At 43.8% G+C, this 22,480-nt stretch carries 17 protein-coding genes; 9 read left to right on the top strand and 8 right to left on the bottom strand.

Annotation, left to right across the window (positions count from 1 at the left end; all coding sequences use genetic code 11):
* Nucleotides 1–250: 250 nt before the first annotated feature.
* Together PV403_RS10405 and PV403_RS10400 are read right to left on the bottom strand one after the other, a co-directional pair.
* On the bottom strand, nt 251–1,294 hold the full coding sequence (locus tag PV403_RS10405) for a FecCD family ABC transporter permease (RefSeq protein ID WP_249716888.1): 1,044 nt from the start codon (nt 1,292–1,294) through the stop codon (nt 251–253).
* The gene (locus tag PV403_RS10400; RefSeq protein ID WP_332084530.1) at nt 1,294–2,340 is read right to left on the bottom strand and encodes a FecCD family ABC transporter permease; all 1,047 of its coding nucleotides are present in this window, start codon (nt 2,338–2,340) and stop codon (nt 1,294–1,296) included. Before PV403_RS10400 ends, PV403_RS10405 begins: the two co-directional genes overlap by 1 nt.
* 196 nt (nt 2,341–2,536) lie before the next feature.
* On the opposite strand from PV403_RS10400, the gene PV403_RS10395 reads away from it, so the two are divergent.
* Complete coding sequence (locus tag PV403_RS10395; protein ID WP_332084529.1) at nt 2,537–3,337, top strand: hypothetical protein; 801 nt, start codon at nt 2,537–2,539, stop codon at nt 3,335–3,337.
* A 93-nt stretch (nt 3,338–3,430) separates the two neighbouring features.
* On the opposite strand, the gene PV403_RS10390 is transcribed toward PV403_RS10395, so the two are convergent.
* A complete protein-coding gene (locus PV403_RS10390) occupies nt 3,431–4,333 on the bottom strand; it encodes an ArsR/SmtB family transcription factor (RefSeq protein WP_332084528.1) in 903 nt (300 codons plus the stop codon).
* A 253-nt stretch (nt 4,334–4,586) separates the two neighbouring features.
* On the opposite strand from PV403_RS10390, the gene PV403_RS10385 reads away from it, so the two are divergent.
* The 4 genes from PV403_RS10385 (at nt 4,587) to PV403_RS10370 (ending at nt 8,906) form a co-directional block, all read left to right on the top strand.
* Nucleotides 4,587–5,816, top strand: coding sequence for an extracellular solute-binding protein (locus PV403_RS10385; RefSeq protein WP_213531065.1), 1,230 nt, complete (start codon nt 4,587–4,589; stop codon nt 5,814–5,816).
* Nucleotides 5,817–5,897: 81 nt separating this feature from the next.
* Nucleotides 5,898–6,776: a carbohydrate ABC transporter permease gene (locus PV403_RS10380; RefSeq protein ID WP_213530773.1), complete on the top strand. Its 879-nt coding sequence runs from the start codon at nt 5,898–5,900 to the stop codon at nt 6,774–6,776.
* 56 nt (nt 6,777–6,832) lie between these two features.
* A complete protein-coding gene (locus PV403_RS10375; RefSeq protein WP_213530771.1) occupies nt 6,833–7,741 on the top strand; it encodes a carbohydrate ABC transporter permease in 909 nt (302 codons plus the stop codon).
* Between the two features lie 148 nt (nt 7,742–7,889).
* Nucleotides 7,890–8,906 (top strand): Gfo/Idh/MocA family protein, encoded by a 1,017-nt coding sequence (locus tag PV403_RS10370; RefSeq protein WP_332084527.1) that lies wholly within the window; start codon nt 7,890–7,892, stop codon nt 8,904–8,906.
* Between the two features lie 15 nt (nt 8,907–8,921).
* Here the strand turns inward: PV403_RS10370 and PV403_RS10365 are convergent, their stop codons facing one another.
* Nucleotides 8,922–9,368: a hypothetical protein gene (locus tag PV403_RS10365; protein WP_332084526.1), complete on the bottom strand. Its 447-nt coding sequence runs from the start codon at nt 9,366–9,368 to the stop codon at nt 8,922–8,924.
* A gap of 273 nt (nt 9,369–9,641) precedes the next feature.
* Between PV403_RS10365 and PV403_RS10360 the strand changes: the two genes are divergently transcribed.
* The 3 genes from PV403_RS10360 to PV403_RS10350 all read left to right on the top strand — a co-directional run bounded on the left by PV403_RS10360 (nt 9,642) and on the right by PV403_RS10350 (nt 18,368).
* The gene (locus tag PV403_RS10360) at nt 9,642–14,807 is read left to right on the top strand and encodes a rhamnogalacturonan lyase family protein (protein WP_332084525.1); all 5,166 of its coding nucleotides are present in this window, start codon (nt 9,642–9,644) and stop codon (nt 14,805–14,807) included.
* A 209-nt stretch (nt 14,808–15,016) separates the two neighbouring features.
* Entirely contained in the window at nt 15,017–17,095 is a 2,079-nt protein-coding gene (locus PV403_RS10355) for a catalase (RefSeq protein ID WP_332084524.1), read from the top strand.
* 184 nt (nt 17,096–17,279) lie between these two features.
* Nucleotides 17,280–18,368, top strand: a complete 1,089-nt coding sequence (locus PV403_RS10350; protein WP_332084523.1) for a mechanosensitive ion channel family protein — start codon at nt 17,280–17,282, stop codon at nt 18,366–18,368.
* A gap of 111 nt (nt 18,369–18,479) precedes the next feature.
* On the opposite strand, the gene pepT is transcribed toward PV403_RS10350, so the two are convergent.
* Nucleotides 18,480–19,715: a peptidase T gene (pepT, locus tag PV403_RS10345; protein WP_332084522.1), complete on the bottom strand. Its 1,236-nt coding sequence runs from the start codon at nt 19,713–19,715 to the stop codon at nt 18,480–18,482.
* Nucleotides 19,716–19,910: 195 nt separating this feature from the next.
* On the opposite strand from pepT, the gene PV403_RS10340 reads away from it, so the two are divergent.
* Nucleotides 19,911–20,324: an SRPBCC family protein gene (locus tag PV403_RS10340; RefSeq protein ID WP_332084521.1), complete on the top strand. Its 414-nt coding sequence runs from the start codon at nt 19,911–19,913 to the stop codon at nt 20,322–20,324.
* A gap of 66 nt (nt 20,325–20,390) precedes the next feature.
* Here PV403_RS10340 and PV403_RS10335 read toward each other — a convergent pair whose 3' ends face one another.
* The 3 genes from PV403_RS10335 to PV403_RS10325 are packed head-to-tail and all read right to left on the bottom strand — an operon-like array spanning nt 20,391 to nt 22,457.
* A complete protein-coding gene (locus PV403_RS10335; protein ID WP_332084520.1) occupies nt 20,391–21,374 on the bottom strand; it encodes a DNA-3-methyladenine glycosylase 2 in 984 nt (327 codons plus the stop codon).
* On the bottom strand, nt 21,334–21,882 hold the full coding sequence (locus PV403_RS10330) for a methylated-DNA--[protein]-cysteine S-methyltransferase (RefSeq protein ID WP_332084519.1): 549 nt from the start codon (nt 21,880–21,882) through the stop codon (nt 21,334–21,336). Before PV403_RS10330 ends, PV403_RS10335 begins: the two co-directional genes overlap by 41 nt.
* Complete coding sequence (locus PV403_RS10325; RefSeq protein WP_332084518.1) at nt 21,879–22,457, bottom strand: bifunctional transcriptional activator/DNA repair enzyme AdaA; 579 nt, start codon at nt 22,455–22,457, stop codon at nt 21,879–21,881. The genes PV403_RS10330 and PV403_RS10325 overlap by 4 nt, the downstream gene beginning before the upstream one ends.
* Nucleotides 22,458–22,480: the final 23 nt, after the last annotated feature.

The following is a 22,480-nucleotide window of genomic DNA, read 5'->3' as shown; positions in this document are numbered from 1 at the left end:
ACGTTAATAGGTGATGGGTAGAAAATAAAAAGGTTAGATACGGCATAAAATATCATAGGCCTGATTTCCGACTCAGTGAAAAATGTCACACTTAATCATGATAGATCTGTGACAGATATAAAGGTTATTGAAATGGAATTGTATCATCTCTTGCGCAAGCTGAACAGACAAGATATGGAATCTAATAGAGGACGAAAAGAAAGCTGCCAAGCATAGGCTTGACAGCTTTTTTTCATTGGATCTGACCTGCTTACATTTTTGATTTGGATAACAAATAAAGGAAGTATGGAGCCCCGATAATGGCCACCATAATTCCGGCATGGATTTGCGTAGCAGGAAATACTAATCGGCCAAGTGTATCTGCCATGAGCAACAGCAGTGCACCGCCGAGTGCGGATGCAGGCAGCAACATTTGGTGCCCTGGACCAACAAGACGGCGTGCGAGATGGGGAGCAATCAGACCAACGAATCCAATTCCGCCCGTAAAGGCAACGCATGCAGCAGCTAATCCTACGGCAATTAACAGCAAGTATAGCCGTTCACGATTGAGATTCACTCCAAGCGAGGAGGCGACATTCTCATTTAGTGATAAAGCATCGAGCTTCCGCGACCTCAAAAAGGCAAAGACGATAAGCAGCGATACCCAAGGCAGGAGAGTAAGTACCTGTTTCCATGTTGATCCCCAAATGCTTCCGGCTAGCCAGCTGGCTACCATATCGTACTTATTCGGGTTAAGCCTGAGCATAAGTACAATCATTAGACCATTCACAGCTGCAGTAACTGCAATTCCCGTCAGCACCATCCGATTGGGACTCAGCCCATCCTTCTTGCTATAAGAGAGTACATAAATAATAGCTGCGATCACTAGACCCCCAGCAAGGGCCAGAAAAGGCAATAGCAGCGTAGGGGCTTCAGCCGTACTGCTGTAGAAAGACAGGTAGAGCACAACGATGAGCCCGGAACCTGAAGTGATTCCTAGGATACCCGGGTCCGCAAGCGCATTTCTAGATACCCCTTGCAGAATGCAGCCTGATACAGCCAGTCCAGCACCTACGAGCATCGATATAACAATGCGAGGCATTCGAAATTCGAACAAAATAAGGTTTTGCCGAGAGCTACCGTTGCCAAAGAGTGTGTTTAGTACTTCCGCAGGTGCCAGCTTCGAAAAACCTGTGTTCATACTAAGGAAGATGAAAGCAACCATGAAGACAGCAAAAGTGATCATGACTGCCCACTGGCGTTTACGACGTTTTTGGGTACTTTCCTGCATTTGTTCAGCAAGTGATTTTTTCATTAGAGACCCCTCCCTGATTTACGTGAGATATACAGGAAAAAGGGAACACCGACAAGCGCGAAAAGTGCACTGATGGGTGTTTCGTAAGGCGGATTAATCATCCTCGCACCAATATCAGCAAGAAGCATCAAGAGGCTTCCGACAACGGCAGAGCAGGGAATAATATAGCGGTAATCCACACCAACGATGTAACGGACAAGGTGAGGAACAACAAGTCCTACAAAACCAATCGGTCCGGCAACCGACACAGCTGCACCAGCCAGTATGAGCACAATCATACCGCCAATGATTTTGATTAGTCCTGTTTTTTGTCCAAGACCCGATGCCACTTCATCACCCAGACTAATCAGCGTAATCGACCTTGAAACCAGCATGGCAGCAATCAGTGCTAAGGAGATCCATGGAAGAATAGATAACACCTGAGGCATTTTAATACCTGCTACACCACCTGCGACCCAATAAGCAAGATCTTGGCTCAGCCTGAAATGAATAGCAATTCCTTGGCTCAGTGCAGTTAGCAGTGCGGATACAGCTGCACCTGCAAGTACTAGCCGAATCGGAGTGACTCTCGCTTTGCCTAGAGAACTTGTACCATATACAAGCGCGGTTGCGATAAAGGCACCAATAAAGGCGAAGATCATTGTACCGTTATAGGACATTTCTGGAAAGAATGCCAGCGCTACAGCAATCATGAAGATTGCACCTGAATTAATACCAAGAAGACCCGAATCAGCAAGAGGATTTCTCGTCATTCCTTGCATGACTGCCCCGGCTACGGCAAAGGCTGCGCCAATGAGTACATCGGCAATCGAACGCGGAATTCTAAGCTCATGAATAATGGTGTGCTGGGTTACGTCTGGATTAAAGCTAACAAGAGCTTCATAGACAGTAGAAAGCGAAATATCAGCTGCACCTACAGCAATAGATACACCCATGAATAGAATGACAGCAATCAGACCTATAGCGAGGGTCAAAAAAGCTCTGACAGGCCTGGTACGTATTTTTAATTTTGAAGAATTATGATCTTTTGAGAATGAATTATTCAATTTCATGACTCCTATTTTCAGCGGTGATGGTGATAACTATTATCACTCCAGAGTAGAATGACAGGCAGTTACAATGTGTTTTAGTTGGCCAAAAGGAGAACAAAGCCTAGTCTACTATATCATAACACCCGAACTTTTTATAATCATCGGAGCATATAATATCAGGTGTATCAAGGAAGGGAAAAGGGGGATCCGTATGCCATCTATTACGACAGGAAATCTGATAAACCTACCGATTCAAGGTGATAGGCCATACGTTCAAGTGATTGTCAAAGTCATTAATAATAATACCTCTTCAGGGCTGTGTTACTTGAAGGGTCTCGTGAATAATGGGAGCCAGCAAGCTGCTTTTGCAGAAGATCTCTTTTTTTTGGATACAGAAGAAGTAATCACCCGCACATACGAGGTGGGATATGATCATTTTCAGATTAATGCAGTTTACTCGACAATAGGGTTGGAAATTGCCTTATACGGAGTTGACGCAGAGGGGCTGTATACTCCAATCGAAATGGAAGAGGTAAATATCAGCAGAGTCACTTCTGAGATTAGATCTGTCAATTCTGTTACACAAGTTGATAATTATGCTGTCATGAGTTTCAGAAAAAACCTTTCTTTTACCAATCCAAATGGAGTAGCCGCTTCCGTCTATGCTGAAGGATTGGATATCCTGACAAGGAACCCTGCTAGATATACTTTGATCCAAGGAGGAACCATTGACGGAAATTTTAATCGGTATCCCACGCCGACAACGCAGATTCCTGCGGAAGAAACAGCGTTAGAAGTAAATACAACGTGTACGGTCGTTACAAATGGACGAGTTGTTACCCAAGGGATCCTGACGGGTATAGCCGGAGCCTTTACCAAAACCTCTGTTAATCTAATGGAAGAGGGTGTGATGTTGTGTCTTGAAGATGGAGCTAATCTCACCCTCGTTATAGATTCACTTATGGAAGATATCGATGTAGTCGTTACACTTCGAATGATAGAGCAATGGTGACAGAAAAAGGGAAGAGAATATCGCTCATATTACGGACATCCGAGGAATGGATGTTCTTTGTCTTGGATGACTTTCTTCTGAGGGTAAGGTCAATTATAGATAATATAATTTAAATACGATATCTTGATCATGATTCCCAAATTTCTTGCCAAACAGAGTTGCACCGCCAATATGCTTCGCATCTTCTTTTACTTCGATCCGGAAGGTCCATCGACTGCAGGTGGTATCTAAATCTTTCACGGAAACCGTTGAGATCGGGTCCCCGTCAATATAGGTGCCATGGCTTGTAATACGAATGGTTTTTAACAATCCATACTGGTTAATATTATGCGGCCACCACTTCGGTGTGAATTTCCCTCTTGCATCTCCAAAATCCCCCGGACTTGTCCATGTTCCAAGCTCTAATCCATTGAGAGAAAAAGTGATGTCAGAAGGCCATACATCGTTGGAGAAAGGAAATTCGGAGGCAATCTCTAAGCTGATTTCGAACTGTTGAAGTTCTTCTTCTTTTTTTAGGAAATTAGCGATATTGTACTGAACAAACCCCTGAGTAAACCATAATATTTCCGCGTCTACCCGCTTTGAATCCATAAAATACTTTGGTTCATCCACTCTTCCTATAAACTCTTTATCCGTAGCAAGACCACAGGTAGGTTTCAGATCGAAATCGTTATAGTGACCGATCGGAACAGAGGTTTCATAAGAGGCAAAAGAATGAAAGATTTTCTTGGGAAAATTAATTTCAATGTGATCGACTCTGAGGGTGGAAATTTTTTGAAGACCGGACTTTCCGGGGACCTTTTCTGTTTTGATAATTCCGGCATCTTCCAGCTTCTTGATATGTTTAATAACAATCGGACTGCTAATTTGCAGCTCTTCTGCTAGATCTTTGATGTTCATTTTATTCTTCGAAAGTAACTGAATAATTCTGATTCGCACTTCACTTGCCAAGGCTTCGTAAACAACGAGCGAGGACTTATCGATTTCCAGCTGCATGTTATCCACTTCTTTCCCAAATAATTAATCTTGACATTTATTAGCCAGTATCAAAGTAACACGAAAGATAACCAAAGTAAATAATGATACTGTATGCAATCTTTTGATAAACTTTTTAGTTAACTTTGCTTAGAAATAAAGAATTAAATTTACATAAAAGTTATTGACACCGCTTTCAGTATAGATGTATGATGATTGCGAATTGTAATATTTTTCAATATACAGAAAACGGGAGGAAAACGTCTTGAAAAAAATGCGGGGTCTTACATCTTTGGTTCTTGCTGTTGTGCTAATTACAGTTTTGTCGGGTTGTGGTGGGAATGATAAAAATACAATTGTATTCTGGACACCACTAACGGGTGATGATGGTGCTTACATGGATCAGCTCGTTAAAGATTACAATGCAACTGAGCCTGAAATAAAGGTTAAGCATGTAATTACGTCAGATATGTATACGAAAAACTCTACCGTACTAAACTCCGGTAAAGGGGTTCCAGATCTATCTATCATCCATGCTGACCGTGTTCCAGGATATGTTAAACAAGGTGCTTTAGAAGAGATGACAAATGTGATGGCTGCTGAGCCTGAACTTAAACAAGATAATTATCTTCCTCAAGCTTGGTCAACAGGAACGATTGATGGAGCTCAGTATACGGTTCCTTTGGACATTCATAGTGTTGTTATGTATTACAATAAAGATTTGCTCAAAAAATATAATGCAGAATCTTTCCTTGATGATAACGTAGTAACTATTGATGAGATGCTTTCCTTGCAAGGCAAAATGGATGAAGGCGACTTCGTAGTAAATGATGCTTTGCTGGGCTGGGTTATTCTATCTCAAGTTCAGAACTTGGGCGGGGACATTCAAGAGGATGGCAAACCTGCGGTGAATACACCAGTTATGAAACAAGCTTTTGAAGAAGTGAAAAAAATTGCGGACGCTGGCTTGATGACACCATATGGTGAAGACGGCTACCTGATGTTCCAATCCGGTAACGTTCTATTCTCTACAGACGGAACTTGGAGTTCCACTGCTCACGCTGGTGTTGAGGGATTGAACTTTGGTGTAACGAATGTGTACTCTCCTACTGCAGATAAATTCACAAACAGATCGTCTTCTCACTTGTTCGCGATGCTGACTAACGAAGAGAGAACAGATGAGAAAGAAGCTGGAATTGCGAAATTCCTTGAGTTTATCCGTGAGAATTCTCTTGAATGGGCAAAAGCTGGACAGAACGTAGCAAGTAAACAAGTTAACGAAAGCCCTGAGTACCAAGAATATATGCAGTCCTTCTTTACTTCTAATGAGAAAGAGATTGAATCTTTGTACATCTATACTTATGAATACTATGCATACGTTGCTGAAGCAGTAGATACTTATGCACTCGAGCTGGCACGCGGTAATGTGGACATAGATGAAACACTAAACACAATGCAAAAATTTGTAGAAGATAAAATTGCAGAAGGTACAAGCGGACAGTAAGGGCTAGAACTGAATAGATTGTATAGAGTAATGTGCCATCCATTGGCACATTACTTTATTCAGAAGGAGAAATGATTTCCTATGAAAAAGAAGATTAACTGGGCTCCCGCTTTCTTTGTTGGCCCTCATATTATATTATTCGCCATCTTTATACTGCTTCCAACGATCTATGGTATTTATGCATCATTTACAAAATGGAACTTAATGAATGAACCAGTTTGGGTAGGGTTAGATAACTATAAAACGATTCTGTTTAATCAAGATTCTACGTTTCATACTCAGTTTTTTAATGGGATGAAAAACACCTTTATCTTTGTGGGGATCAGTGTCCCGCTTCTCATTATTATTCCTTTGATGATTGCTGTTGCCTTAGAGCATAAACAAGTCAAAATGAAAAACCTGATCCAGTCCATTATTTACATTCCAGGATTGATTTCTATATCAGCAGCAGCTCTGATCTGGCTACTGATCTTTAATAAACAGTTAGGTATTACAGGGAACTTGCTTGGTTCCGATGTTGCATGGCCCGCTACTCAGCCTTATGCCTGGATTATTATCATCGTAATTACTGTCTGGGGCGGTGTTGGCGGTAATATGATTATCTACCGAGCTTCCATCAGTGGAGTATCGCAAGATTTGTATGAATCTGCAGAACTAGATGGAGCAGGACCTGTCCGGAGATTTGCTAGCATTACCTTGCCTTCCATCCGTTTCCCGTTAATCTATACCTTTGTTATGACTACCGGGGGTGCCTTTAACGTATTTGGACAGCCGTTAATGATGACAGATGGCGGACCGCGTCAAAGCACGCATGTGCTCATGATGTATATCCGTCAATTGGCCTTTGGTAACGGAGAATCCATTGCCGGTATGGCATCTGCAATGGCAGTACTGCTCGGACTCGTTATCTTAGTAATCTCTGCTCTGCAATATTATGTGATGAACAGAAACGCTGCTTAAGCTCATAGAGAATAATATTTTGCTTACAATGGAAATGGAAAGGTAGATGGACCGCTATGTCAAATCCGTTAGTGAATGAGATTGATCAGCCCTTGAACAGGAATACTCGAGGGAAAAAGAAGCCTTCCGATAATAGCGTATCTAAATACGCAGCTTATATTTTCTTAATATTACTTTGTATTATTTGGGTCATCCCTGTCGTCTTCGGGATTTCCACATCTTTTAGATCTCAAACTGAAGTCGTATCTTCCGGTTTTAGATTGTTGCCTAAAGATTGGACGATTGACAATTATATTGCGACTTTAACGAACACTTCTACAGCCCCTATTTTACGTTGGTTAGGAAACTCCCTGTTTATCGCAACAACACATACGCTTCTCGTTGTTGTGGTTATTTCATTAACAGGTTATGGGTATTCCCGTATGAAATTTAAAGGAAGAGACGCTTTGTTTTTTACATTACTAGGGATTTCTTTCTTTCCAGGTGTCGTTAATCTAATTCCTTCCTACAAAATTATTGATGCATTCGGATGGGTAAATACAGCCTGGGCTATGATCATTCCTGGTTTAGCAGGGATGGGGAATATATTCCTCGTGAGACAGTTCATGAATGGACTTCCCAAAGATTTAGACGAATCGGCTCGTGTCGATGGTGCATCTGATTTTAGAATCTATTTATCTATTATCGTTCCACTGGTTAAACCCATCTTAATCGTATGCGCGCTCTTCTCTTTCACCGGATCATGGAATGACTTCCTCTGGCCGGTCATCGTGTATACCGATGTTGAAAAAATGCCGGTTACAGCGGGACTACTCTTATTACAAGATATTTATGGTAACTACCGTATGATCGGACAATTGATGGGATCTGCCATTCTTGCTATTATCCCTACTTTATTGCTGTTCTTATTTGCACAGAAGTATTTTGTTCAATCCATTAACCTCAATTCCGGTATTAAAGGTTAGGTTATCATGTTAGATTACAAGACAATTCCTCCCGTATAAATAACAAAGAAAACCAGTCCCTCGCCATGTGGAGCGAGTGCTGGTTTTTTTTAGGTTTAAAACATATAATCCCTATAATTACTTATTTATGATAATTAGGAGGGGGAACATGAAGCATCATCAAGTGATTGTAGCAGGCTGCGGCGGAATGTCGAATGCATGGTTAGACTATGCGGCAGAGAGGGACGATGTACATATCGCTGCCTTAGTAGATATATATGAAGAGAATGCGGTCAAGATGGCAGAGAAGAGAGGACTTATGGTGCCGATCTATAACGATCTTAGCACTGCTCTTCAGTCTGTAAATGCGAATCTAGTATTTGACGTAACCATACCCTCAAGTCATAAATCAGTGGTAACAACGGCGCTGGAGGCAGGATGCCATGTATTTGGTGAGAAACCCATGGCAGAATCTCTAGATGATGCACGTGACATTGTGGAGGTCAGTAAGCGTACGGGTAAGCGATATGCTGTGATGCAAAATCGTCGTTACCTTAAGCAAATTCGAGCGCTGCGTGATCATATACAATCAGGGGCTATTGGCACAATAGGATCCGTACACGCTGATTTTTTTCTCGGGCCTCGCTTTGGTGGATTTCGGGATGTTATGGACAGCCCGCTTATTATTGATATGGCGATTCATACATTCGATCAAGCAAGGTTTATTACGGGAGCGAATCCCGTGTCGGTGTACTGTCATGAATATAACGCAGAAGGGTCCTGGTATCAGGGGAATGCTTCTGCCATCTGTATTTTTGAAATGAGTGACGGTTCTGTATTTAGCTATCGGGGGTCTTGGTCAGCCATCGGCCAGCCTACTTCGTGGGAAGCAGACTGGCGTGTGCTGGGGAGTCAGGGCACTGCCCGTTGGGACGGGATCCATATGCCCTATAGCGAGCAGCAGAAGGAACAAGCAGGTAATGGATTCTTTCATGAGACCGTCCGAACGGAAGCAGAAGCAAGGTGGAGCGGAAGAGAAGGGCATAATGGATGCCTAGACGAGATGTTTGCTGCACTTGCGGAGGATAGACCAGCGGAAACAGATGCCCTTGATCATATCCATAGCGCAGCAATGGTTTTTCACGCACTAGAGAGTGCGAGGACAGGGAAGAAGGTCTTTTTATAACATGCTGTCTTTGCTTTATTCAGAATGTGATTTTCGCTTGTCCAGGTAACGGAAGATAAACAAAGGTACAACAAGAGTAAGCGTAATACGAATCACAATTTCAAGCCACGGAACATCTGCTGGAGACGTTCTCATCACAAATAGTTCATAGAAGGTAATGAAGGCAATAGAGCCTGCTCCAGCTAATACGATCTGGTAAGGTTTTAATGGTTTTCTGACTTTGCCCTGCTGTTTCCTATGAACCGTACTTGTATATGCGTATACTAACGTTAATGCTAGAACTATAAATATAGCTGTGAGAATAGAATCAATTCCTAGTAGAAAATACTGTGCCCCAGTGAAGGCGACTGCGATGGCAGATGTGAAAATCGTAAGCAGTTTACTATCGTATTCGTACCCTTTTATTAGACTGATCGCTGTATATATGGCCGCAACAACCAAAGTGAACAAAAAGGAAAACATCGTTATTTCACCTCTTTTAGTAATAAACTCAGCATGTAACGAAACATAAGGAAAATACTTCCTAATAACATTACCCTATTTAAATAGGTAATAAAAGGGTTAGAAGTATGAAAAAAGTGACGATTTCGATTAGAAGTCGTCACTTTTTTGTTCAATACCTGGGATAAAGAACACTGATATATGCACGAAATACACTGTTTTTTTGATGTTAAAAGAAGTTATCTAGAGCTACGATGTAAGGGGTTACATTTAGAACGCAAAGGAGGCATCTTCATGAAAGCAAGCAGGAAGCACCATCCTGGAAAATCTCGATATTTTATCATTTTTCTTGTTTTTCTTATGGTGCTGTCAACGATGGCAATGCCAATGGAGTGGGGGGGACAGACGGTAAAAGCAGAGGCAGTACAAGATGAGGTTCAGGATGTGGTAGACGAGGGTGTGCAAGAAGAAGTGCAAGAGGATGCACAAGAAGGGCAAGAAGGAACAGAAGAAGGAACAGAAGAAGGAACAGAAGAAGGAACACAAGAAGACCAGGAAGGAGTAGAGGAAGAAGTGCAAGGGGATGAGACGCAAGCGGATGTGGATAGCGATGCTGTCGCTCCACAGACGAACGATGCAGAGGATCACCTGAAGATGACTGCGGAAGGCGAATATCGCTTTGATTTTGGGGACGGAGCGGTAGCTGAGGGTTATACCGGAGTTAATGCACAGTCATCTTATTCACAAGAGGCAGGGTATGGTTTTACAGATCTGTCCACAGTAACTGTACTTGACCGTGGCGGGGATGACCTGCTTCGCTCTGATTATGCACATGTGGATAATGGCGTATTTCAGATTGATCTTCCCAATGGCGATTATGACGTAGCTCTTATTGCAGGAGATCAGGAAGAAGGCTCGGAGATTGCGATTAAGACAGAGCGGATGCAAAAAGTACAGCTGACTGCCAAAGGGGCAGGCGAATTTTTAGAGATGAATTTCTCCATTGCACTGGTTGATGGCCAGCTGAATCTGGAATTCACCGGATCTGCAGCTAAATTGAACGCACTGGTCATTACCAAGCTTCCGGACCGGACACCAGGCAGTAATCCGGCAATCTATATTGCCGGAGATTCCACAGTACAGACTTACGATCCCTACTGGAAGCCGGAAGCTGGATGGGGACAAATGCTCCCTCGTTTCTTCGGTGAAGAGATTGTGATTAAGAATCAATCGATAGGCGGACGAAGTACGAAATCTTTCATCGATCAAGGCAGACTCGACGATATTCTGAAAGTCATTCAGCCTGCTGATTATTTCCTGATTCAATTCGGACATAACGATGCGACGATCTCGATTCCGGATCGGTACGCTTCGCCAGCTGACTTTAAAGAATATCTCAGAACTTATATCCACGGTGCAGAGCAACGCGGGGCAACCCCGATTCTTGTTACACCGGTTGGAAGAAGAGATTTCAATGCAGATACAGGTAAATTCAATGTGAGTTTCCCTGAGTATGTAAATGCAATGAAAGAGGTAGCAGCAGAGGAAAATACAAAACTTATCGATCTTAGTACGCTAAGCAGAGCTTACTATGATTCCATTGGCCCTGAAGAGACTAAATCCGTCTTTTTGCATACCGATCCGGGAGTGTACGCAGCATTTCCAAATGGCTCAGCCGATAACACACACTTCCAGGAGTATGGGGCTATTCAGCTTGCTAGAATGGTTGCTCAGTCGATCCAAGAGCTGAACATTCCACTATCGGAATACGTAAAAGAGCAGAACCTGCCGGATGCGAAACCAAGTCCTGTAACAGGTCTTGTAGCAGGTAATATCAGTAACAGCGGTGCGTTATTAAAATGGAATGCGGTAGAGGGTGCTGATATTTACCGGATCTACGTCAAGCTTCAGACAGAGGCAGATTCCGCGTATAAGTTAGCAGGAACAGCTACAGTGCCTAGTTTCTCCTTGGCTGGTCTTTCAGAAGGAAATGCATATACTGCGCATGTCATCGCGGTAAATGGAAAAGGCTCCTCTGATCCTTCCGAGGAAGTAACGATTGGAACAAAATCAGCCACTTATCGTTATGATTTTGGCCCTCCTAGTTCCCCTGTAGCAGAAGGGTATACGGAGATTAATCGTAATATTCTCTATACCAAAGATCGTGGTTATGGACTTGTCGTTCATGAAGGTGCTTTGGCAGATCGTGATCGAGGCGGGGCTACGGATGCTCTTCGCCGTGATTTTATTATCAATTTCGGTGGGGTTTACGAACTTAAGGTAGATCTTCCTAACGGTACCTATGCCGTGAAATCTTACACTGGAGACTGGATTGGTTCTACAAGAACGAACGTGAACATTGAAGGAAAGGACTATGGAACAATAAGCTCTGGCAAAGAGAATATTGCGGAGAAACTGCATGCACCGATCACCGTACAAGATGGCCAGATCAACATGGTCTTCTCTGGGCAAACCGCACATGTGAACGGAATTGAGATTACACCTCTTCTGCTTGCGCCAACGGGTCTGGAACTTGTGAGAGTGGACCTTGCGAGTGAAGTTCCTTCCGCTGAGATAGCTTGGAAAGGCATAGATAGCGCAGCCTTATACCGTGTATATCGCCAGGCAGAAGGAGAAGTGAAAGCCTCTTTCTTAGCTGAAACTTCCGAATTAACTTGGAAAGATATCACGACTGATTTCGGTATGAAATATACCTATACAGTAACCGCAGTGGACGCGGCGGGGCTTGAATCGGTTGCTTCTTCACCGCTAGAGGTTTCTATGATCGATTCCTCTGTAGAGAAAGCCGGTATTCCTACAGGCTTAAAAGTAAGCTCTATTCATAAAAACGAGGTAACATTTACGTGGGAACCGAACCAAAAGGCTCGTTCTTATAATGTATACCGTTCGGATAAAGAGAACGGAGTTTACAATCTAATCGGTAAGACAAAAGAAGCGCAGTATACAGACCAAACGATTCTCAGTACGATCCCTTATTATTATAAAGTGGCGGCAGTAAATGCTGGAGGAATCTCTGAAACGTCAGAGGTACTCGTTACAGAAGCGGTAACCACACTATATCGTCAAATGGAGAACCTGGATCGGGCACCCGTTGCAGTCAAGACAGAAGACGGAGTATTTATTAGCTGGAGAATGCTTGGTCTGGACCCAGATTCAATCGCTTTCCAAATTTACCGTGATAACAAGCTCATTACGAGCAAACCGATTACGGATCGTACCAACTATGTGGATGCAGGGGGTACGGACAAATCCAAATATGTGATTGAACCGATTGTAGGTGGAGTAAAACAAAAAGCTACGGAGCCAATCTCCGTATGGCAACAGCAATATAAATCCATTCCGCTCGATAAACCGGCAGATGGTTATACCAAGGATGGTCAGCCTTATTCTTACTATGCGGGAGATGCGAGTACAGGTGATCTCGACGGGGATGGCCAGTATGAAATCGTTATGATGTGGTCGCCAACCAACAGCAAGGATAATTCACAATCAGGTTATACAGGCGAAGTGTATTTGGATGCTTATAAAATGGACGGAACAAAACTATGGCGTATCAAAATGGGTCCTAACATTCGTGCAGGGGCACATTATACTCAGTTTTTAGTCTACGATTTTGATGGAGATGGAAAAGCTGAAGTTGCTATGAAGACAGCAGACGGTACCAAAGACGGAGCGGGTGTAGTTATTGGAGATGGCACACTGGATCACCGCAATAGCTCTGGATACGTGTTGCTTGGGAATGAATTCCTCACTGTATTCGAAGGAACGACGGGTAAGGCACTAAGTACGGTTCCTTATGATCCGCCTCGCGGTGATGTAAGTTCGTGGGGAGATGGATACGGAAACCGTGTTGATCGGTTCCTTGCGACCGTTGCTTATCTGGATGGAGAGCATCCAAGCCTTGTTTTCTCAAGAGGTTATTATACAAGAACAGTGCTTGCTGCTTATGATTTCAGAGGCGGGGAGCTGACCAAACGCTGGCGTTTTGACACGAATGATGAAGGTCTTAGCAGCTATGCAGGACAGGGAAATCATAATCTATCTGTCGGTGACGTAGATAACGATGGCAAAGATGAAATCCTGTTTGGTGCAATCGCCATTGATGATGACGGTACTCCGCTTCACAATACAAGACTCGGTCACGGCGATGCTATGCATTTTGGTGATCTCGATCCTATGCGTGAAGGTCTTGAAATATTTAGTGTTCATGAAGACAGAAATGCGAAATACGGCATGGAAGTACGCGACGCAAATACAGGTGACATTCTATGGGGAGTACCTATGGGAATTGACGTAGGCAGAGGGATGTCAGCTGATATTGACCCGAATTATCCGGGTGAAGAAGTATGGTCTGCTACAATCACCAATGCAGAGCATATTCCGCTTAGCGGCTTGTATTCTATTAAAGGAGAAAAAATAACATCTAAAATCCCTTCATCCACAAACTTTGGTATCTGGTGGGATGGCGATCTGCTTAGAGAGTTGCAAGATGATATCCGAATCGATAAATGGGATTACAAAAACCAAAAAACGATCAATTTACTCACAGCCACAGGTGCTGCGTCGAACAACTCCACGAAAGCGAATCCAAGTTTACAAGCGGATCTGCTGGGAGACTGGCGTGAAGAAGTTATCTGGCGTTCTCAGGACAGCACAGAGCTTCGGATTTATACAACAACGGATGAATCGGACTATCGTATTCGTACGTTAATGCATGATCCAATCTACCGCTTAGGTGTTGCATGGCAGAATGTTGCTTATAATCAGCCTCCACATACGGGCTTCTATTTAGGAGCAGGAATGGAGATGCCTGCGGCTCCAAACATTCGTTATACGGGCGCTGAAGATAATGGATCAGCAAAAGGAAAGCCAGGGCTTCCTGTACTTTCCGATAATAATGGACACAATAATGGTCTCTTAGACGGAGAATACACATTATCTATGAACATGTGGTGGGGTGAGAATGGAACAAGATATAAACTGTATGAGAACGGGAAACTGATCTATACAGAGCTTTTATCTGACAATACACCTCAGGCACAAAGTGTTCATGTTCCACTAGCAGGAAGAGATAATGGTACGTACGTGTACACGGTAGAACTGATAAACGCACACGGAACAACACAAAGTGCTCCTCACACGGTAACGGTAAAAGATGCGGCTCCGAATAAGCCTAGTATATCAAGCGATAACTGGGATCAAGACGGCGAATACCGGATCACGATGAACATGTGGTGGGGAACCAATGGTACCCTCTATAAGCTGTATGAGAATGGGGAACTCGTCGATACGCAGGAATTGGCAGCAGCGACACCTGATGCACAGACAGCCTACACTGAGATAACAGGCAAGGTAGCCGGCGTATACGAATATGAGATTGAACTGTCTAACAGCCATGGGCAGGTAAGAAGTGAAGTCATCCGTGTTGAAGTGAAATAAAATAGGATTAGAGTAAGAGAAGCCGGGCGTAGGATTGCATTCAATCCACGACCGGCTTCTTTATTTTGTGAAATTAGATTTGATTCCAAGGAAGCGTTTAGCCCAATGTGCTGAAGGGTACTTACACTAAGAAGCTAAATTACTATTTTTTTCGGTAGATTCGTTGTTAGTTAATGATAAAAAGCTGAATCGAAGAGGAGTGATAAAGAATGAATGAGAAAGATATGAACTTGAAAAAAGACGCAAAAGACGAGCAGCTCGATTCATTCCGAGTGGATAATGACGGTCAAAAACTAACGACCAACCAAGGTCTTAAGGTATCTGAAGATGAATTTTCGCTGAAAGCAGGAGAACGTGGACCCACGTTAATGGAAGATTTTCATTTCCGTGAAAAAATGACGCATTTTGACCATGAGCGTATTCCAGAACGTGTCGTGCATGCCCGTGGGTTCGGTGCCCATGGATACTTTGAGGTCTACGAACCGCTTACTGAACTTACCAAAGCAGGTTTTCTACAAGACCCGAGTGTAAAGACTCCTGTCTTTGTACGTTTCTCAACGGTAGCAGGGTCACGCGGATCGGCAGATACGGTTCGAGATGTGCGCGGATTCTCTACGAAATTTTATACCGAAGAAGGTGTCGTTGATATCGTTGGTAACAACATGCCTGTCTTTTTCATTCAAGATGCGATTAAGTTCCCAGATTTTATCCATGCGGTAAAACCAGAACCTCATAATGAAATTCCGCAGGCTGCTTCTGCTCATGATACGTTTTGGGATTTCATAGCGAATAATCCTGAGTCAGCTCATATGATGATGTGGCATCTGTCCGATCGTGCTTTGCCGCGTAGTTTCCGGATGATGGAGGGCTTTGGTGTACATACCTTTAGACTAGTTAATGCAGAAGGAAAAGCGCATTTTGTGAAGTTTCACTGGAAGCCGGTGCTTGGCGTTCATTCCCTTGTCTGGGATGAGACTCAGAAGATTGCTGGAAAAGACCCTGACTTCCATCGCCGCGATTTATGGGATGCGATTGAGACCGGCAACTATCCAGAATTCGAGTTTGGACTTCAAGTCATTAAAGAAGAGGATGAGTTTAATTTCGATTTTGATATCCTTGATCCAACTAAATTATGGCCAGAAGAACTCGTTCCTGTTCGTAAAGTAGGTAAAATGACGCTGAACCGGAATACTGATAATTTCTTCAGCGAGACAGAGCAGGTGGCCTTCCATCCTGGACATGTTGTACCAGGTATCGATTTTTCTAATGATCCATTGCTTCAAGGGCGTTTATTCTCCTATACAGATACGCAGCTTACGAGACTTGGCGGTCCAAACTTTGCCGAAATTCCAATTAACCGTTCGATTGCTCCCGTACACAATAACCAGCGTGACGGTATGCATCGCATGACAATCAACCGCGGGCCTGTCAGTTATCATCGTAATGGAATTGCCGGTAACAGTCCCTCTACGGCTGCACCTGCCGAAGGCGGATATGAGCATTACACAGAGAGAGTAGATGGCCGAAAAGTACAGGCAAGAAGCGAAAGCTTCAAAGACTTTTACAGCCAGGCAAAATTGTTCTGGAATAGCATGTCAGAGGTGGAGAAGAAACATATTACAAGTGCGTTCCAATTTGAGCTTGGAAAAGTTCAGCGCAAGGAAGTGCGTCAATCCGTAGTAAATCTATTGATGAATATCGACACCACCCTTGCAGCGAGTGTTGCGCTGAAGATCGGTGTACAGCTTCCGGAAGCAGGAGAAGCAACCAAGAACCCGGTTCCATCTGATTCTCCGGCTCTCAGTATGATGAATACCATTTTCACTGCGAAGACTCGTAAAATTGCGATCATTGCAGGTGAAGGTTTCGATCAGGCAACAACAAAGGTTATAGAAGCGCTGAAGGAAGCAGGCGCGATGCCAGAGGTGGTTAGTGACCGACTCGGCCCTATCAGCGGGCAAGGTGGACAAAGCATCGAGGCAATGCACACATTCCTCACCAGCGATTCTTTACTATTCGACGCCATTTATATTGCGGGTGGAAAAGAGGGGGTTAATCTGATTGCCTCTGAACCTGATGCGAAAGACTTTGTGCGCGAAGCGTACAAGCACTTTAAACCGATCGGTGCCGTGAACGAAGGGGTAGCTTTCCTACAGCAGTCGCTGGCAATAGAAGACCTGCGTGTACCAGGAATTGTGACGGCTCGGTCTACGGAAGAGCTTTCCGGTTTTGAGAACAAATTTGTGGAAGCTGTAGCTGCGCATCGTTTCTGGGATCGCAAAATGTAAGGTAAATGTAACAAATATACGTCTATTCTAGACAAGCGGAATAGCTGCTTCTGCAGCGACCCTGCTTGTCTTTTTATTTATATGGAAATATAGCTATATAGATGTGATGGGGGTTGTCTTTTGTTACAATAGGTCAAGTATTCTCTTATGACAACGATGAACAAGCAGCAAAGGTGGGAATGTTTTGGACTTTTTTAGTGGGATCACTGAGTTTATCGGTGAGATTAAATGGATTAGACTTGCGATCTCTCTGCTCTTTTTATTTGTATTTACGATATTTAATAAGTGGACTTCGACGAAGTTATTTCATCTATTAAAACGAATATTCAGCCAGAAATGGGATAGTATTTATCAATTACTTCATGGACCAGCCAGAGCTTTAATGACGCTGGTTGGGATATCAGGAGCAGTCCGTATTTATTTTGCCGATGGCGGAGCAAGTTGGCCGCTATTTCAAGGACTTGTCCGTACTGGATTTATTATCATTATTGGGTGGGCCTTTTATAATTTATCAGGACGCTCTTCCCGCTTTTTTGCAGGAATGACCAGTAAACTTGGGGTCGAGGAATCAGATATGATTATTCCTTTCCTGTCCAAGGTTCTGCGGTTTATGGTGATCGCTCTGACGATTACGATTATCATGGGAGAGTGGGGTTACAGTGTGAACGGCTTGGTTGCCGGGCTGGGTCTCGGAAGTCTTGCGGTTGCCTTGGCAGCACAAGATACACTAAGCAATCTCATTGCCGGTATTATTATCGTTACGGAAAAGCCTTTCTCCAAAGGGGATTGGATACGTACAGATGCGGTAGAAGGCATGGTTGAAGATATTTCTTTTCGCAGTTCCAAAATAAGAACATTCGCCGATTCCATTGTGATTATCCCGAACAATATTTTGGCCAAAGCGGCCATTACGAACTGGAGTCGGATGGGAAAAAGACGGGTGACCTTTGATCTTGGCGTCGCTATTGATACGGATCGCGTCCAGCTGGAGAATGCAGTGAATCGACTGCGGGAATACATTGAGAACCATGAAGGTATCGATCATGATTTGTACATGGTTCGGCTTAAAGAGATGACCAAAGACCAAATCACAATTCTTTTTTACTTTTTTACGTATACAACCATATGGGTGGAACACATGAAAGTGCTTGAATCCATTAACTTTGAAATCTTGCGGATCCTGGAAGAAGAAGGCGTTAAACTTGCGGTACCAGCGCAGCGTCTTTTCCTTGAGAATCATGCGATTTTTGAGAAAGAAGGGGCAGATGCTTGAGCATTCACACAGGCAATGACTTTCTTCTAGTGGGCAAAAAACCATAAAAAGGGCGATGAATTACCTTGAACAGGTAATCTATCGCCCTTTTTTAAAATCCATCAAATCTGTTTATTCTCCGCGCTGCTCAAATAGCTGAACAATTCCAATAATGACCTGAGTAGCTTTCTCCATATGATCTACGGATACATATTCATAACGTCCATGAAAGTTCTCTCCGCCTGTAAAAATATTCGGTGTCGGCAGTCCCATGTAAGATAATTGAGAACCATCGGTTCCCCCGCGAATCGGTACAATATGAGGTTCAATATCGAGCTGTTTCATAGCTTCTCCGGCAATATCTACGATAAATTTCACCGGCTCAATTTTCTCGCGCATATTGAAGTATTGGTCACGGATTTGTAGCTGGATTCGTTCCTCGCCGTAGGCAGCCTGAAGGATTCTGGCGATCTGCTCCAGATTCGCTTTCCGTGCTTCAAAATGCTCTCGATCGAAATCACGAATAATATAATTCAGTTCGGTTTCTTCCACATCTCCTTTAACAGAAGACAAGTGGTAGAATCCTTCATACCCGTCCGTAAACTCCGGTGCTTCTTGAATAGGAAGTCTTGCGTGAAACTCCATTGCGATTTTGGCGGAGTTCACCATTTTATTCTTCGCAGTACCTGGGTGGACGTTTTTGCCTTTGAAAATAATTTTTGCCGCTGCGGCATTAAAACTCTCATACTCCAGTTCACCAAGCGGCCCTCCATCAACGGTGTAGGCATATTTTGCACCAAATTCCCCTACATCAAAACGCTCCGGCCCGCGGCCGATCTCTTCATCGGGTGTAAAGGCAACCCGGATCTTCCCATGTTTAATCTCTGGATGAGTGATCAGGTATTCCATGGCAGTCATAATTTCGGCAATTCCTGCTTTGTTATCTGCACCAAGGAGAGTCGTTCCATCCGTTGTAATTAGCGTATGACCTTTATAACCTGCAAGCTCTGGGAAATCTTCTAGAGACATAATAATCTGTTGTTCCTCGTTCAGCGTAATATCTCCGCCATCATACTGCTCTATAATTTGAGGGTTTACATTCTTTCCTGTAAAGTCAGTGGCCGTATCTAGGTGAGCTAGAAATCCGATTACAGGAACATCATGGTCCGTGTTAGAAGGAAGTGTGGCCATCACATAACCGTTATCATCCATACTTATCTCTTGCATGCCGATGGAGTGCAGCTCTTCTACTAGTTTACGTCCAAGTTCGAGCTGTCCTGGAGTTGTAGGGCAAGTCTCACTGTTCTCATCCGACTGGGTGTCCACACGTACATAGCTCGTTAGTCTTTTTATTAAGTCCTTTTTCACGTTACATCAGCTCCTATGTAGTTCACTTTTATAGATGTAGTTTATCACGAACCCTGCCCTCATGCATAAATCTGGAAAAGGGGTTGCACAATATTAGAAAACCACTTGAGATCCATTGACGTGCAACCAAAAGGTGCTATAATTGCCGCATTCTTTACTAGTAAACGATAAACCTATTTGTAAAAGGAGCGACTTATGACAACATCATTGCCCGAAATTAGAAAAACCATTCTACTGGATGCACCCATGGAGAAGGTGTGGAAACAGGTCTCTACAGCAGAGGGAATTGCACAGTGGTTTATGCCAAGTACCTTTGAACCTGTGCTTGGTCATGAATTTATTCTTGAAGCAGGGCCTTTTGGTAAATCGAAATGTAAAGTAACGGAGATCGATCCGCCGAATATGCTGAGTTTTACTTGGGATAAAGATTGGCTGCTCACTTTCCAATTGGAAGAAAAGGAAGGACAGACCGAATTTACTTTAATCCATGGCGGCTGGAAATCCGGGGAGAAAACTTCATTCGGAGAAGATCACAGTCTGGTTCGTGATCGTATGGATCAAGGCTGGAGCGGCATTGTGAACAAGCTTGCTTCTGTAGTTCAAGCATAAGGATGTAAATCAAGCCACAGGTAAAAGAGAGCGCAGCAGGTAAACCTCGCTGCGCTCTTCTTGTACTCACGATAACGTAAGGCTTCGCCATAAATAGAATACAGCGTAAGCTTCATAACCTTTCCAAGGTTCGAAAATAGATTTAATCTCAGCTGGAGTGGGCTTAGCGGACAGACCCAGTTGTTTCTTCAGAGCTGCATGCAGTCCTGCGTCTCCTATGGGAAAGGCGGCTGGATTACGCAAACAGCGCATCATAACATAATGTGCACTCCATGGACCAATCCCTCTGATGCGAAGCAGTGTCTCTTCCGCTGCCTCATATCCCGAAGCCAGCAGTGTTTCTTTTTGTAATTCTCCACGCACGACCCGCCCAGCGATATCCACCATATATTCTGCCTTCTTGGTAGTAAATTGCAATTCTCTTAGAGTGGCTAGGGTGTTACTACCAAGTAATGCCGACGGCGAAGGGAATCGGTAATAGGTTCTTCCATTACACTCATAAGTCTCCCCAAAAGTCTCAACGAGCCGTTTCTTCAGCGTATAGGCAAAAGTAAGATTAATCTGCTGTCCTATGACAGCCCAGCACAGAGCTTCGAACAGATCAGGAACCCCGATAATTCGAAGTCCATTCAAAGATTGAACCAGTGGACCGAGCAGGGGGTCATCCTCAGCCAGTTGATAGAAAGGAACAAGATCTCTCCGAAGATCAAACCATTCCTCTATAAAAAGGAAGATGAGATTCCATTCTTCTACAGAGACCGGTTCTGCACATAGGCAGCGGATACATAGAGCATGGGATAAAGCCTCATAACGAATTTCTATTGGAATAGGTCTGCCCTGTATATCCAGTGATTTGTAGATTCGTTCTTCTTCCACTTCATGCAGGCATTCGAGTGTAGAACGGTTCAGGTAATAGAGAACTTCTGAGTAATTAAAAGGTTCAGGCAACATAAGTTTTCTCTCTGTTGCTATGTGATTTGCTGATATCCCGGCCACTATATGACGATCGTTAGAATTCAAAACGGGCATGTCCTTTTCGGGTGTAGTCATGATATCCCTCCAGTGTAAGAAGTGCTTCCTTGAAATGGAGTCCTCCGCGAAACCCGGTGAGGTTCTTGTTCTTACCGATAACCCGGTGGCAAGGAACCAGCATGGGAACGGGATTTGCTCCATTCGCTGTGCCGACAGCACGGACCGCCTGTGCTCTGCCGACATGGTTTGCGATATCGGAATAGCTGCGTGTTTCTCCATAAGGAATCTGCTGTAGTGCATTCCATATTTCCATTTGAAAAGCAGTTCCGCGAAGATCAAGGGGTACAGAGAACTCTGATCTTTCTCCATTCAAATACTCTGTAAGCTGTGTTGTATAAGGTTCAAGCTGCTGTTCATCCTTAAGCAGTGCAGCATCTGGGATGTGGCGATAAATCCAAGACTCGAATGCCTCCCAGTTCTCTGAAGGCCAGTTGATTTTACAGATTCCTTGTTCGGTTGCTGCTAGATATAAACATTGATTTTGTAACAAATCATGTTGAACCTTCGTCCAATAGACAGGGGTCACGGTGTATCCCTTCTTTCGCTCGATTGTCGGTAATGCTGCGGTGTTTGACCGATTTCTTTCTGGAAGACAGCAATGAAGTGAGAGGTACTTTTATACCCGATAAGGTCAGCAATTTCTCGAATTTCCAGGTCGCTTCTTAGGAGTTCCTCTTTTGCTTTATCCAGTCGTACTTTCTGCAAATATGCTGCGGGGGTGAGCCCGGTTACTCTTTTACATACTCTTTGAAGATGATAGGGGCTAACTTTGATCTCATCAGCCAAGCGGTTTAAGCTCACAGACTCTGAGTAATGGTGATCGATATAGGATGTGACGCGATCCGAGATCCCCTTATCCGGGTTGTGCAGTTCTTTGATGTCCGGCTGACATCGTTTGCAGGCACGATAACCGTCTCGCTCTGCTGCTTTTACAGCCGAGTAGATTGTTACGTTTTCGGGTTTTGGCGTCCTAGAGCGGCAAGAAGGGCGGCAATAGATGCCCGTTGTCCGAATCGCTGTATAGTAGATTCCGTCGTATCGATCACTGCGCTCTAATACAGCCTGATACACCTTTTCAAAAAGTTCACTTTGTTCCCGCATCTACTCTACACCTCCGCTATATT

Origin of the sequence: Paenibacillus sp. GYB006 (assembly GCF_036577645.1) — a bacterium.
GTDB lineage: Bacteria > Bacillota > Bacilli > Paenibacillales > Paenibacillaceae > Paenibacillus.
The sequence above is the reverse complement of the archived record's forward strand: the minus strand, read 5'-3'. Positions and strand labels throughout refer to the sequence as shown.

Coding starts and splice junctions, on each gene's coding strand:
- PV403_RS10405 (WP_249716888.1), bottom strand. CDS start 1,294: ATGAAAAAATCACTTGCTGAACAAATGCAGGAAAGTACCCAAAAACGT.
- PV403_RS10395 (WP_332084529.1), top strand. CDS start 2,537: ATGCCATCTATTACGACAGGAAATCTGATAAACCTACCGATTCAAGGT.
- PV403_RS10390 (WP_332084528.1), bottom strand. CDS start 4,333: ATGCAGCTGGAAATCGATAAGTCCTCGCTCGTTGTTTACGAAGCCTTG.
- PV403_RS10385 (WP_213531065.1), top strand. CDS start 4,587: ATGCGGGGTCTTACATCTTTGGTTCTTGCTGTTGTGCTAATTACAGTT.
- PV403_RS10380 (WP_213530773.1), top strand. CDS start 5,898: ATGAAAAAGAAGATTAACTGGGCTCCCGCTTTCTTTGTTGGCCCTCAT.
- PV403_RS10375 (WP_213530771.1), top strand. CDS start 6,833: ATGTCAAATCCGTTAGTGAATGAGATTGATCAGCCCTTGAACAGGAAT.
- PV403_RS10370 (WP_332084527.1), top strand. CDS start 7,890: ATGAAGCATCATCAAGTGATTGTAGCAGGCTGCGGCGGAATGTCGAAT.
- PV403_RS10365 (WP_332084526.1), bottom strand. CDS start 9,368: ATGTTTTCCTTTTTGTTCACTTTGGTTGTTGCGGCCATATATACAGCG.
- PV403_RS10360 (WP_332084525.1), top strand. CDS start 9,642: ATGAAAGCAAGCAGGAAGCACCATCCTGGAAAATCTCGATATTTTATC.
- PV403_RS10355 (WP_332084524.1), top strand. CDS start 15,017: ATGAATGAGAAAGATATGAACTTGAAAAAAGACGCAAAAGACGAGCAG.
- PV403_RS10340 (WP_332084521.1), top strand. CDS start 19,911: ATGACAACATCATTGCCCGAAATTAGAAAAACCATTCTACTGGATGCA.
- PV403_RS10335 (WP_332084520.1), bottom strand. CDS start 21,374: ATGACTACACCCGAAAAGGACATGCCCGTTTTGAATTCTAACGATCGT.
- PV403_RS10325 (WP_332084518.1), bottom strand. CDS start 22,457: ATGCGGGAACAAAGTGAACTTTTTGAAAAGGTGTATCAGGCTGTATTA.